The organism is Elizabethkingia sp. YR214, assembly GCF_003058195.1.
In the GTDB taxonomy this organism is placed as follows: Bacteria; Bacteroidota; Bacteroidia; order Flavobacteriales; family Weeksellaceae; genus Elizabethkingia.
In genome coordinates this window covers 40705-54917 of record NZ_QBUH01000003.1, presented here as the reverse complement: position 1 = coordinate 54917, position 14213 = coordinate 40705, and the positions used below count along the sequence as shown (strand labels likewise).

At 36.6% G+C, this 14213-nt stretch carries 12 protein-coding genes; 6 read left to right on the top strand and 6 right to left on the bottom strand.

Annotated features, from left to right (window positions below; genetic code table 11):
- Positions 1-5 precede the first annotated feature (5 nt).
- The gene (locus C8J95_RS06280) at positions 6-725 is read right to left on the bottom strand and encodes a C40 family peptidase (RefSeq protein ID WP_107807635.1); all 720 of its coding nucleotides are present in this window, start codon (positions 723-725) and stop codon (positions 6-8) included.
- A complete protein-coding gene (locus C8J95_RS06275; protein ID WP_107807634.1) occupies positions 725-1372 on the bottom strand; it encodes an O-methyltransferase in 648 nt (215 codons plus the stop codon). The genes C8J95_RS06280 and C8J95_RS06275 overlap by 1 nt, the downstream gene beginning before the upstream one ends.
- A 133-nt stretch (positions 1373-1505) precedes the next feature.
- On the opposite strand from C8J95_RS06275, the gene tilS reads away from it, so the two are divergent.
- The 4 genes from tilS (at position 1506) to C8J95_RS06255 (ending at position 6527) form a co-directional block, all read left to right on the top strand.
- A complete protein-coding gene (gene tilS / locus C8J95_RS06270) occupies positions 1506-2807 on the top strand; it encodes a tRNA lysidine(34) synthetase TilS (protein WP_107807633.1) in 1302 nt (433 codons plus the stop codon).
- On the top strand, positions 2804-4855 hold the full coding sequence (locus tag C8J95_RS06265) for a thioredoxin family protein (protein WP_107807632.1): 2052 nt from the start codon (positions 2804-2806) through the stop codon (positions 4853-4855). Before tilS ends, C8J95_RS06265 begins: the two co-directional genes overlap by 4 nt.
- A gap of 138 nt (positions 4856-4993) precedes the next feature.
- Positions 4994-5749, top strand: a complete 756-nt coding sequence (locus C8J95_RS06260) for an alpha/beta fold hydrolase (protein ID WP_107807966.1) — start codon at positions 4994-4996, stop codon at positions 5747-5749.
- 10 nt (positions 5750-5759) lie between these two features.
- A complete protein-coding gene (locus C8J95_RS06255) occupies positions 5760-6527 on the top strand; it encodes a hypothetical protein (RefSeq protein ID WP_107807631.1) in 768 nt (255 codons plus the stop codon).
- Positions 6528-6594: 67 nt separating this feature from the next.
- Here the strand turns inward: C8J95_RS06255 and C8J95_RS06250 are convergent, their stop codons facing one another.
- A complete protein-coding gene (locus tag C8J95_RS06250; protein ID WP_107807630.1) occupies positions 6595-9699 on the bottom strand; it encodes a carboxypeptidase-like regulatory domain-containing protein in 3105 nt (1034 codons plus the stop codon).
- A 116-nt stretch (positions 9700-9815) separates the two neighbouring features.
- Entirely contained in the window at positions 9816-10820 is a 1005-nt protein-coding gene (locus C8J95_RS06245) for a bifunctional oligoribonuclease/PAP phosphatase NrnA (protein WP_107807629.1), read from the bottom strand.
- 150 nt (positions 10821-10970) lie between these two features.
- Here C8J95_RS06245 and rpmH point away from each other — a divergent pair, with 150 nt between their 5' ends.
- Together rpmH and C8J95_RS06235 are read left to right on the top strand one after the other, a co-directional pair.
- Positions 10971-11126, top strand: a complete 156-nt coding sequence (gene rpmH, locus C8J95_RS06240) for a 50S ribosomal protein L34 (protein ID WP_009085498.1) — start codon at positions 10971-10973, stop codon at positions 11124-11126.
- A gap of 171 nt (positions 11127-11297) precedes the next feature.
- The gene (locus tag C8J95_RS06235) at positions 11298-12008 is read left to right on the top strand and encodes a cell division ATP-binding protein FtsE (RefSeq protein ID WP_107807965.1); all 711 of its coding nucleotides are present in this window, start codon (positions 11298-11300) and stop codon (positions 12006-12008) included.
- A 56-nt stretch (positions 12009-12064) separates the two neighbouring features.
- On the opposite strand, the gene C8J95_RS06230 is transcribed toward C8J95_RS06235, so the two are convergent.
- Together C8J95_RS06230 and C8J95_RS06225 are read right to left on the bottom strand one after the other, a co-directional pair.
- A complete protein-coding gene (locus C8J95_RS06230; protein ID WP_107807628.1) occupies positions 12065-12754 on the bottom strand; it encodes a tRNA1(Val) (adenine(37)-N6)-methyltransferase in 690 nt (229 codons plus the stop codon).
- Entirely contained in the window at positions 12754-14211 is a 1458-nt protein-coding gene (locus C8J95_RS06225; RefSeq protein ID WP_107807627.1) for an ATP-binding protein, read from the bottom strand. The genes C8J95_RS06230 and C8J95_RS06225 overlap by 1 nt, the downstream gene beginning before the upstream one ends.
- Positions 14212-14213: the final 2 nt, after the last annotated feature.

Genomic DNA, 14213 nt, shown 5'->3' with positions numbered 1-14213 from the left:
ATAGATTATCCAAGAATATTCCGGATAAATCTTAGTTTGTGAGTATGTTTATTCAGTTCTTTATTAAAGATACCTGATGAATCCAGTGTATCGATACGCACTTTACCATGTGCATGAATAATCTGATTATTTTCTAACATAAAACCAACGTGAATGATACGCCCTTCAGAGTTTTCAAAGAATGCGAGATCTCCTGGCTGCGCTTCTTCTATAAAACTCAAAGGTTCTCCTACTTCTCCTTGCTGGTAAGCATCACGGGGATATTTTATATCATGTACTTTTAACACTAGCTGTGTAAATCCGGAGCAATCTACACCAAAGAAGCTCTTACCACCCCACAGATATGGAACATTCAGAAATTCTTTAGCCGTTTCCACGATACTCTGACGTACTGTTGCCCCACGTTGCGCATGTACAGTTTCAAAAGAAACCTCAGACCCCATAGACAACAACATCTTTCCGCTTTCCATCACACGGGATTGAAAAGACTCTGTAACGAGATGGGTTTTTCTTTTTGCCAGAAAATCATCTGTCACCAAAGTAATCTGCTTGGTATCAATCCAGCCTTCATAGCCATCGTAGTGCATCTTGATTCTGGTCCAGTTATTTATTACTTCCAGTATATCCGCACTCTCTCCATACAGCATCTCTGTAACAATCTCCGCTTTATCTGTTTTATCAGCTCGCACCGGAGCTACAGATACGTTACAAACTCCTTTATCCATTATTTTTTTCTAATTAAATGTACACCGTCCCGCAAAGGTAGAATTACATTTTCAAAATCCGGGTCTTCTGTTACAATTTTATTAACCAATTTAATCTGTTGGGTAGATTTATCTTTAGGATTTTCTTCTATTACCTTTCCGTACCATAACACATTATCTATAAGCACTACCCCTCCCTTCCGGAGTTTTGGTTTTATAAGTTCTATATAAGCTGCATAATTTTCTTTGTCAGCATCTATAAATACTAAATCAAAAGTTACATCTAATTTTTTAATTTCTTCTTTAGCATCTCCTACAATAAATTCAATTTGAGCACTATATTCGCTTTCATCAAAATATTTTTGAGGCAGGTAAGCCAGATCTTCATTTTTATCCAGCGTGTAAATCTTTCCGTCTTCAGCTAATCCTTCAGCCATACTCAATGTTGCATATCCGGTAAATGTTCCGATTTCCAAAACATTCTTAGGATTCAGAATATGTGAAAAGATACTTAAAAAACGTCCCTGAAGATAGCCGGAAATCATATGCGGCTGTGTCGTTTTCTGAAAAGTTTCTTTTCTCAGTCGTTTCAGGATATCAGGTTCTGCAGAAGCATTATCTTCCAGATACCTTTCTATTTCCGGGAATTTTTCTTCAAATAAAGCCATCTTTCTTTTATATACAGGTTAATAATAGCTTTTACGTGCAACACAATCAAGACAGGTGGGCAAAAACTATTTAACAAATTTCAGATTATTTTTGCAACTAGCAAAATCCTACCTTTGTTGTTTAAACCTGTATATGCCCAAGCTAACATCTACATACCTGAAAGAACACTTGCAAAGCCTTCATAATGTTGCAGAAGCTCAGTCGTTTCTGCTGGCTCTAAGTGGTGGTGCAGACAGTATGGTTCTTGCGAATTTGTTTTTGAAAGCAGGTATTTCTTTTGAAGCAGCTCATGTCAATTATCATTTGCGTGGAGAGGATTCTAATCTGGATCAGCAGATCGTTCAAGATTTTTGCAGACAGCACAATATTATTCTTCACACATATGATGTATCTGAAAAAGACAACAAACCTAAGAATTCAATAGAACTATGGGCACGGGAAATACGTTATCGTTTTTTCTTCCGCCTTTTAGAAAAACAACAGCCAGATTTTATCGTAATGGGACACCATCTGAATGATCAGTTGGAAACTTTCATTATCAATCTTTCTAAAGCGGCGGGAATTACAGGCCTAACTGGGATCCCGGAGAACAGCAACAAAATACTCCGCCCCCTACTCCATATAACAAAAGCAGATATCTATAAATTTGCAGAAGAAAATGGGATTAATTTCCGGGAGGATCATACAAATCTGAGTAGAGATTATCTCCGGAACCAAATCCGTCATGACATTTCCCCTGAAATGGAGAAAACAAATCCTTATTTTTGGGAGAATTTCGATAAAAGTATCTTTTTTCTCAATCAGGCAAAAGACTTTATAGAGGTACAGCTGCAAAAAATACTGGATGACATCATTATTTCTGAAACAGATGATGAACTTATCCTGGATAAAGAAAAATTGGCTCTTCAGTCAGATTTTGCTCGTTATGAAATTCTGAAAAAATACGGGTTTACCAATCCTGTCGAGCAACAAAAGATTTTCGAGGCAGAGTCAGGAAGTCAGTTTAAAGGAAATACGCTCAATCTATTTGTTCATCGAGATCAACTTATTATAACCCATAGGAATATTTCTGAGGGAGAACCAATGCAGGAAATAATTCTGACCTCTGGTGAAGCAATTAGCTTTCCTGAAAAAATGCTACTTTCTGAAGATAAATTAAATCAGAAACCCTACTGGGAAATCGATCTTCAAAAGGTAGTTTTACCTCTAAAATTACGCAGAGCAAAAAGCGGCGATTTTTTTCACCCTAAAGGAATGAAAGGCAAAAAGTTAGTCTCAAAATTCTTTAAAGACGAAAAAATCTCTATTTTAGCAAGGCAAAAAGTCTGGCTACTTTCAGATTCGGAGGAAAATGTCGTTGGAATCATCAATTATCGACAAGACGGAAGATTTCTGCCAGAAAACAATAACCCAAAAATATATTTGTATTTATGAAAAAATGGCTTTGGCTATTTTTACTATTCATATATACTGGCTTTAGTGCCCAGATTAAAGATGTAGTAAAATGGACCTACCAACTAAACAAGGTTAGTGATAATGAGTATGAAGCGGTATTAACTGCTAAAATGGAGAGTGGATGGCATATTTATTCCAAAGATTTACCACCGGACAGCGGTATTCCTACCGAAATGAAAGTGACCTCCAAGGACATACAAACCATTGGTGGCTTCCGTGAAGGTGGTAAAAAAATTGAAGAGTTTAGTGAGGCTTTCGGGGCTCAGATTGTGTACTATTCCAATTCTGCTAAATTTATTCAAAAGTTCAAATTAAAAGATCCTAAGAAGGCAGCTAAAGTAGTTGCAGAAATTACTTTCCAGACATGTAATGACCGTGTTTGCCTTGCTCCGAATACGTTAGAATTCGAGAAAGAGGTTGCTGCAACCGGAGAAACTAAAGCTGAAGAAAAAGAAGACGTTAAAGCACAGGATTCAATACCTGCAACCACAACAATTACCGAAACCGGAACAACTGCCGATGTGGAAGTGAAAATGCCTGCAAGTACAGACGGAATCCGAGTAAACAGTCTGGACTTCAGAAAACCATTGGTAGATTGTGGAACAGAACAGGTAAAAGAAGATTCCGGTAACGGGTTGGTATTTGTTCTTGGTTTCCTAGGTGGGCTTATTGCACTTCTCACACCTTGTGTATTCCCTATGATTCCGCTTACTGTTTCTTTCTTTACAAAAGGAGCCGCTAACAAAGCAAAGGGAAAAAGAAATGCCATTATTTACGGACTTTTCATTCTACTTATTTTTGTGGCATTGAGTATTCCGTTCTATATTCTGGATGGTATCAGCGGAAATATCTTCAATGATATCTCTACCAATATATGGCTAAACCTGTTCTTCTTTGCAATCTTCTTATTCTTTGCACTGAGTTTCTTCGGGTATTACGAAATCACACTGCCAAACTGGATTGCTAACAAATCAGCAAAAGCAGAGGAAGCCGGAGGTATAGTCGGTATATTCTTCATGGCTCTTACATTGGTTATTGTTTCATTCTCATGTACAGGTCCTATTCTGGGGAGTTTATTGGGAGGTGTAGCTTCCAGTGCTAAAAATATTCCGGTATTATTAACTTTTGCTTTAGGTGGATTTGGCCTGGCATGGGCTATTGTTTTCGGATTACTGGCCTTATTCCCACAAGCATTACAGTCATTACCAAAATCTGGTGGCTGGATGAATACTGTGAAAGTTGTATTAGGCTTTATAGAAGTTGCATTAGCGTTAAAGTTCCTTTCCAAAGCAGACTTAGTTTCTAAAACATTCCTGCTAAAAAGAGAAATATTTATAGGACTATGGATTCTTATTACGATTGGATTAGTACTGTACTTATTCGGTAAAATAAGATTCCCGCACGATGATAAAAATCCTAAAATCTCCGTTACCAGAAAAATATTAGGTATCCTGGGAATAGGGTTTATTCTCTATTTAATTCCAGGCTTATTACCTTCTGAAAAACCAAGACTGGCGACATTAAGCGGTATCTTACCTCCAATGAATGTGAGTCTTTACAAAAGTGAAAAAGATGGTATTCTAGGGCTAAAACCAGAGCATGATTACTTCAAAGCAATAGAATTGGCGAAGAAAGAAGGCAAACCTGTATTGATTGACTTCACCGGATATGGTTGTGAAAACTGCCGTAAAATGGAGGAATTTGTATGGAGTGAACCAGACATTCTGCCAATTATTCAGAACGAAGTTATTCTGGCATCTGTCTATGTAGATGACAAAGAAGAACTTCCTGCTGACCAACAAACATCCATAGATATGGGGAATGGTCAGAAAAAGAAAATTAAAACAATTGGAGATAAATGGTCCATGTTCCAGCAGGTGAATTTCAATAATAACTCTCAGCCGCATTACGTGTTAGTAACACCTGACCAGAAAGTTATAAACGCTCCTGTTTCAGGGTATATGCCTAAAGAAGACTTTAAGAAATTCCTGGAGTGCGGAATTAGCTACTACAAAAAGAATAAATAATATAACATATTGATGCTAAAAGCGGCCGGAAAATTTCCGGCCGCCTTTTTTATTCAAACCTTCTTATTTACTCACAAAACATATGTCTGCTTTTTTGTTCCCGGACTAAAGTCGTATTTTCGTGAAAAAGAATTTATAATGCTTCATTACGAAATATCCGGAGATAGCAATCAGATCTTAGTCTTACTTCATGGTGTTATGGAAAGTACCGAAGTATGGTACGATATGCTTCCTGAACTGGAGAAATACTTCAGGGTGATACGAATAGACTTACCGGGCCATGGAAAGTCAGAACTCTCTGCAGAAGTGCAGACCATGGAACTAATGGCTGCAGAGGTAAAGTCCACATTGAAAGACCTTGTTAATGGCAAAATACATTTACTAGGACATTCCATGGGTGGTTATGTTTCTCTGGCATATGCTGAGATGTATCCGGACGATTTACAATCAATTACGCTCTTCTTCTCTACCTACTTTCCGGATACTGAAGAAAAGAAAAATACCCGAAGAAAATCCTTTCGTATTATTATGGAAGAATATAATAAGTACGTAGCAGCAGGGGTTCCGAATTTGTTTAATCCGTATGAAAAAGAACAGCTTCGCGACAAGATTGACTATGCCAAGCAAGTTGCTCTGACTACACCACGCGAAGGTGCACTCGCTTCGGTAAAAGGAATGGTTGAGCGTACAGACAAAAGACATATTCTGGAAAAATCAGAAGCAAAAATTCTGATTCTTTCGGGACGCTTCGACAATGCTGTAAACAGTGTACAGGTTATGGAAAACCTTCCGAACAGAAGCAATATAAAAGCCTATACATTGGATTGTGGACACAATGGACACTGGGAGAAACCAGCCATCTGTACCGAAATTATAAAAACCGAATTATTATAAAATTACATAAATGAAAAAAATTATTGCTAGTGTTTGTCTCGGACTATTTACGATGAGCTGGGGACAAACAAAACTCCCCCAGAAAAAAAGCAATCTGGTTCTTTATTCTTATCAAACTTTTAATTGTGATAATAAGGGCTACTATAACCCGACCAAGTATAAAAAAGAAGAAATTGATGGAGTATATAAGCTCCTGTATAAATACGGTGGGGTTCATTTCGACAGTCATACAGTTTTCAAACTTTCGGATCTGGAAGACGTTCGTAAAAATAAAGTAAAGTATCTGGAGCAACTGGAACAACAATATCAAGAAAAGAAAAAAGACTTATATAGCCTAAAGATAATAGATGCTCCTATATGGAAAAAGCTGCGTGAAGAAACGATCCAAGCTTTCGAGGGTGAATATCTTCTCAACAAAACTCTTCTTTTGGCATACTCAGATCCTTCTGCTCTGAAAAAGAGCAAATTTTATGAAACCTGTAAAAGCTATGTTGATGCTGTAACTTCTTCTGACAAACAGAAGATGTATGATGCATGGAAAATTCATATTGAAGCACAAAGCAAACTCAATTATGATCCCAAAAGAGTAATCGCAGAATTTAATAACAAATTAAAAACACCACAGAGGGATGATTATGCCTTGATTGATCTTCTTGGTATAGGATTCCATAATTGTGCTAACAATAGCTTTAGACCTGCTATAGATGAAGACGGAAAAACTTTTACAAGTTTTGATAAAATATTTACCAAACTAAAAGCTGATTGCGACGAACCTTAAATAACAAAAAGAGACCGAAAAATTCCGGTCTCTTTTCTGAACTAATAATATGAATTATAAAAAACTTTTAGAAAGAATATCTTACTCCAATCTGAATCTGGTATGGATTTCCCGATAATGGCGGAAGACCTTTTGTATTCAAAGCATATGTGAATTGCTTTGTTTCTTTATCAAATCCTGTAATCTTATACAAACTTGTATTTCCGTAAGATTTGTTTACTCCCCATTCTTTGTTTAGCAAGTTTGCAACATTGAATATATCTACAGAGAATTCAAGATTTCCTACTTTTTCAAATTTAAGTTTCTTGGCTATTCTAAGATCCCAGATTCCATAGAAGCCATTTATCCCGCCATTTCTTTCAGCAATTTTATCATTGTATTCGCTGATATAGTTTTTAAGTGCTTTCCCTACTTCCGGATCACTTAATAGAGAAGCCGTAAGATTAGGGAATACATAAGCAAGATCATTACTGTTTACAAAGTCTCCGTTGATGTTTCCTCCTGCTGTCATTGAGAATCTGGTCCCACCAATTCCGGCATATCTAATTCCGACAGTAAATCCTTCAAAAGTCGGAGAGTTACCATACACAACCACTTTATGTCTGAACTGGTTATCTGAATATCCCATTCTAAGATCTCTCGGATCGCTACTCACCATTGTAGAAAGAATTGCAGAGTTTGCTACGTTACCATTATAAGAAGTATTATCTTTAATATCTGCCCATGTGTAACTTGCTGTAATTTCTCCATCTTTAAAGTATTTGAAGCTGGTATCAAAAACTACGGAATACTGGTTTACTTTTCCATCACTAACAAGCTCCATTACCCTTCCGAAGTTTTTATTGATACGTCCGTCCAACCAATTAGAATTCCCGTTCGATGTATTAATACTATTAACGGGCACAAAAACACCTCTGTTATCTTCATTTGCTAATGTAAAGAATGGTTTATCTACCATATTTCTGTCATAGTAGAAATAGTTATTTCTTCCGAATGCAGCATACCCAGCAATTCCTACACGGAATCTTTCAGTAAAGAAGTGACTATAGGAAATATTGGCTTTATAAATGATAGGAATTTTAGCATCTTTCCCTGTATAATTAATTGTTGGCAATTGATATTGCGCTAATGAAGGAACTGTTGAATAATCTTTTCTATAGTTTATAAAATCTGGTGTAAAGCCCGGAATAGTTCTTGGATCAACATCTACTGTTGCAGAATGTCTTCCATCGAAGTACAGGTTATTAATCAACATATAATTATTGATATCCGATGAGAACACCCCACCACCAAGTTTGATGAAATCTTTATGATTTTCATTGATATCCCAGTCGAACTGAACCCTTGGCTGAATAACGAAAGATTTAATCTTGTTATCTGTTCTGATACCCATTTCATCATATAATTTCTGATTAAGTTCAGTTTTAGGATAACCACCATAGTCAAATCTTAACCCAGCTGTGAAATTAAGTCCCGTTGCAATTTTTGTCATCATTTGACCATAGAACCCTAAATTCCATATACTGGACTTTATAGACGGATCATCTAATAACGGTACTTCTCTGTAGAATCTGTAAGGAGTCATATTCTGGAAATTGTCCATTCCATCGAAATGGAATCTTCCATTCACCTCACTTCCATAAACAGATTTAGCTCGTGTATACATCAAGTCCACACCAAAGGTATACTTTACTTTATCTGTATTATAATAAAGGTTGTTAACCAACTGGAATACATTATTTTTAAAAGATTCCTGTCCAAATCTATGCCCTCCGAACTGAATATTGGTCTGAAGAGGATTTTTCTGTCCTTCTATTACAGAGTTTACACGCTCCACAATACCACGGGGAACTGTACGCCCCAATTCATCATTCTGATAACTATTCTGGAATGTATATAAATGTTGGAACTTTAATTCATTGGTTATTGAAGGACTAAAATTAGATCTTAGCGTCAGCAATAAACTATTATCCCAGTTCTTATCATTACCATAGGATTCATAGAAGTTAATGTTGGTATTATCCGCAAGTCCATTCTTATTAAAGTCGTACGTGAAGTTATTCCTTAACGTCAATAAATGTTTTGGACTAATTTGCCAGTCTAAACGAAGAAAACCGGCATCGGAATTTCTCGTTCTGTCAAATGTTCCAAACTGAGGAGTATTTCCTACACCGTATTTATTCCGTCCAATTTCCAGAACTTTATTTAATGTCTCATTTGTTACATTGAAACGAAGTTCATCTTCTCTGGTTTGTACATCAGCAATAATAAGAGGTCTGCTATCCAACTGGTGGTCCCAGGCCATGAAAAAATGCAATTTATTCTTAATAATCGGACCTCCTAATGAAAAACCAAACTGATAGGTTGAGTAATCATTTTTCACTCTGTTTCCTCTGATATCATAACCACTGGTAAGCCATCCTGCTCTTTGATATTCAAATACACTTCCCGTAAATGTATTGGTACCTGATTTGGTAACTGCACTTACAGTTCCCCCTCCACTTCTTCCTAAGGTAACATCGTATTGATTTGTTGTAATTTTAAATTCACGGACAGCTTCAATAGAGATTGAGTATGGCGCACCACTTCTGCTGGTTGTTGCCCCTGCTGAAGTTGGATTTTTAGCCGTCATCCCGTCAATTGTAAAGTTTGTTGAAGAACCTAACTGCCCAGAGAGGTTTCCGTTTTTACCACTTAATGGTGAAAGTTCGGTAAGATTCGCAAAGTTTCGCCCGTTAACTGGTAGTATACTTATATTTTTGGCAGTAATTGCAGTGGCAGAACCAAGATTACCTACTTTGTTTTTTAGGTTACCGGTAATAACAACTTCCTTGATATTTTTTTCATCAGAATCAGCAAGATTAATATTTACAGTAAGCTGATCACCGAAATTAACGTTGTAACCTTCTTTTCTTTCATGTCCGTTTACAAAAACCCTGTAAGGGCCACCTAAAGGGATTTCTTTAAATATATATTCCCCGTTGGAGTTGGTTACTGTTTCTGTGGAAAAGCCGGTAGACTCATTAAGAATCTTGACTGTTGCTTTTGTCTGCGGTGCATTACTCTGACTCGTTACCCGCCCCAGGATTGAAGCTTGTGTTGTTTGTGCATATACACTCATGCTTCCAAAGCTTAGCAGCATAAATGCAAGAGCTACGTTAATACGTTTCATAGATACTTTTATATAATCCAGACAAAAGTACCCTACGTATTTTGCGAGAATGATAAGTTAATTTTAAAGAATCATTAACTTATCACACCTGCTCTTTAACGTATGTTTAACAAGATTTAGAAATTTTCTTTTTCGATGATATTTTTAAAGCGTTCCAAAGTATCTTCTATAGACAATTCAGAGCGCCCTCCTGCCGCATTAATATGCCCTCCTCCGCCGAAATAGCTTCTGGAAAACAAGTTTACATCCAAATCGTCTTTGGAACGGAAAGATATTTTAATAAAATCATCCTGGATATCTTCCATAAAAAAGGCAGACATCTTTACACCTAATACGCTTAGTCCATAATTTACAAAACCTTCTGTTGCTCCTTTTTCAAAACCAAAACGTTCCATTTCTTCACGCTTTAGCCACAGAATCGCAACCATCCCGTCTTTTACAACTTCTATTCTGCTCAAGACTAAAGAAAGTAAATGCAAACGACTTACAGTATTCGTATCCCAGGTATCTGAAGTAATCTGCGCAGGGTCTGCTCCTTTTTCTATGAGATTGGCAACAATTCTATGAGTTGTTGCACTTGTGGAACGAAAACGGAAACCTCCGGTATCTGTCATGATACCGGTATAAAGACATCTTGCACTATCTTCAGAAATATGCTGATCTAACCCTAAAGCTTCTAAAAAATGATAAACCATCTGACAAGTTGCGGGAATTGAAGTATCCGAATAAACATAATCAAATTCCTCAGGCATCTGGTGGTGGTCAATAAGGATTTTCACAGCAGATGATCTGGCAATCCATTCGCCAATAAATCCAATTCTGGAAAGTGTGTTGAAGTCTAAACAAAAAATTACGTCAGCATTATGAAATATCTCTGCAACTTTTTTTCTTTTGAATTCTGAGACCATAACCTGCTTGGCTTCTGGCATCCATTTTAAAAACTTCGGAAAGTCATTTGGAACTACTACTGTAGCGTCAATTCCAAGATTCTTCAGTGCATGTTTCAGCCCAAGACTGGAGCCAATAGCATCTCCATCCGGATTATAATGAGTGACAATAACAATCTCTTTATCAGGTTGAAGTAGTTTTTTTATTTCGGAAAGCTCCTGGTTTGAAAACATAGACGGTCTTTAAAATATAATTCTGCAAAGATATTAACAGCATTCCCTAATAAAAAATAAAAATATTTTTGCAGGTTAATAAAAAATACATAAATTTGCAGTCTGAAAATATACAATAGAAATATTACTAACTATAAATATACTTAGGTAATGAAAAGAACATTCCAGCCATCAGAAAGAAAGAAAAGAAACAAACACGGTTTCAGAGAAAGAATGTCAACGCCAAATGGTAGAAGAGTTTTGGCTGCAAGAAGAGCTAAAGGCAGAAAGAGATTGACTGTTAGCGCGTCTAGAGCTAAGAGATAATTTCTGTATTATTATAGATTTTAAAATGCTTGAGGTATTCTTTACTTCAGGCATTTTTATTTGTTTATCCTCTGATTTATACAAAAACTCATTTATTCTAAAAAAGTTTTTTGTATTTTTAGCCTTTAAAATCAGCACCAGGTGCTGATTTCAATTGTTAAAAGTAAAGATATGCCACATAAACACGAGCATGGTGATGATATCATCATTCTTCAGAATGCCAAGATAATTCAGAAAAACTTCACAGTACTTTCGGATGTTAACCTTAACATTAAGAAAGGAAGATTCTGCTACCTTATTGGAAAAACAGGTTCCGGTAAAAGTTCACTTTTAAAGGTTCTTTACGGAGATCTTCCTCTAAGACAAGGTATTGGAGAGGTTGTAGGTTTCGACTTATCTAAATTAAGAACATCCGATATCCCGCCTTTAAGAAGAAAGCTGGGTATTGTGTTCCAGGATTTCCAGTTACTTACTGACAGAACTATTGAGAAAAACTTGATTTTTGTACTTCAAGCAACCGGCTGGAAAGATAAAAGATTAATCACTGACCGTATAGACGAGGTACTAAACAGTGTAGGCATGAAGACTAAAAAGCACAAAATGCCACATGAGTTGTCAGGAGGAGAGCAGCAGCGTATTGCAATTGCCAGAGCCTTGCTTAACCACCCTGAGTTAATCCTTGCAGATGAGCCTACCGGAAATCTTGACCCGGAAACATCTAACGAGATTATGCTTCTATTAACCAACATCTCCAAAGAGCGTAACTGTGCCGTATTAATGGCTACACATGATTACCACATGATTCAGAACTACCCTGCCGAAGCAATCCGTTGTGAGGATGGCAAGGTAACAGTAATGAATACTGCAGAACTTTTTGAATAAGATAAATGATATAAATAATGTAAAATCCCGCTTAGTAATATTAAGCGGGATTTTTTTTAAAACATCGGATGAAAGTCTTTCGTCAACTCTCTATACTCATCCGAATAAATTCTTTTTTCTTTTTCCAGAACAAGCTTTTCCAAAACCAATTCTGATGGTTGTCTGGAAAACTCCAGAATATTTCTTTTCAACTTTCCACCTTTTATTCCATAAATATCAATTTTACGAATAAGGTATAAGTCATTCTCTTTGGCAATAGTTATAAAACTTTCAGCATCATCACCCGGAATAATAACAGATAAAATCCCGGTATCTGAAATAAGCACAGCGCTTTTACAAATGAGCTGCTGAAAAGACAACAGTACCTGATGTCTTGCAATAAGATCTTTAGAAGAATCTGATTCAAAATAAGGCGGATTGCTTACAATAAGATCATATTTATTAGCCGATACAAAATCATTATAATTGACTTCAACAACATTCAGCCTGTCAGCAAAAGGAGAATTATTAAAATTTTTCCCTGCAATTTCTACCGCTTTAGCATTGATATCTAAAGCATCGAATCTAATTGAAGGAAATCGCTGCGCCAGCATAAGAGAAATGAGTCCGGTTCCGCAGCCAACCTCTAAAGCATGGACAGATCCTTCACCATTACACAATGCTCCAAGTACAACTCCATCGGTACCCACTCGAAAAACTTCTTTATCCTGAAGAATTTCAAATTGTTTAAAAACAAAAGGCTTCATTAAATGCCGACCGGTAAGCTAATGGTAAACTGTGTTCCTTTTCCGAATTCAGATTTCACAGAGATGGTCCCCCTGTACTCATCAATCATCTTACGGACCATTGTAAGCCCAAGTCCCATCCCACTGCTTTTAGTGGTAAAATTAGGCTCAAAAATCTGTTCAAGCTTTTCTTTTTCGATTCCGCTTCCGTTATCTTCTACCTTAATGGTTACTTTCTTATTAAATTGCTCCAGATCGATATTGATAATAGGCCTTCTCCCGTAGACCCCTGCCTGTTGTGCATTGGTAATAAGGTTAGTCATAATACGACTGATATAGATTTTATCGAATCTCAGCATGATATTATCCTTATTTGAATGTATAAAAATATCGTTCTTGTCAAATATATCTACAACCTTCTTGATTTCTTCGTTAAGATTAAGAATAGTATCTTCTTTTTCAGGCAGCTTGGCAAATTCAGAAAACGCACTGGCAACTTCTGCAATCAGATCAATCTGCTCGACCACTACCTTACTCATCTTATGTACCTTATTTTCTATTTCAGGATCCTGAGGATCAAATTTTCTCTCGAAATTCTGAATAGTTAACTTCATAGGAGTCAAAGGATTCTTGACCTCATGTGCAACCTGCTTGGCCATTTCTCGCCACGCCTTTTCTCTTTCAACCTGCGCCTTTAGCTGGGTCTGCTCCCGAAGCTGATAAATCATTCTGTTATAAGCTCTAACCAGGACACTTAGCTCATCCCTACTGGAATATTTTATAGGCTTAAGATCTCTTCCTTCATCACTTATCTTAGACGAAATTGATGTGATGGTCTTGGTAATATTTTTGGAAATTCTCCAGCTGATAAATATACTCAGCAATACCGCAAACACATTAACTAAAACAATAAACTGAAGGTGTTTATTGAATATATCTACATATTGATTGTTAAAATAATATGATGGAAAATAAGCAATTGCTAATGGTTCGGAATCCAGACTCGGATCATCTCTAAGGACTCTGTATGAAGATGTAATTGTAGCATTACTTTTATCGTCATAAAACCTGAAATCCAGTGCTCCGCCTTCACTACGCAGAATTTTACTAAGCACCTCCGAAGGGATTCTTTTTTGTTTTATCAGCGATGCATCCCTATTAGAAACCAGAAAGTTTCCTTTACTGTCATATAATATAATATCCAACAGTCCATTGATATCCGAAATCTCCATCAGTTTGTATCGAAGTTCGGTCGCAATGTTCTCTTTAGTAACATGCGAATGGACAATTGCATAATCTAATGCTGTAGTAAGCGCCAGAGATTTGTTCTGAAGCGAGGTTTCATTCTGAACCTGCGCCACTCTTCTGATCACCAGATAAGAAATAAGAGTTGTCCCTGCAACACATAATAGAGACACTAATATTAACCCCGAAAAAATTTTAAGTTGAAGACTTATTCCTCTCTGACCTAGAGCCATAT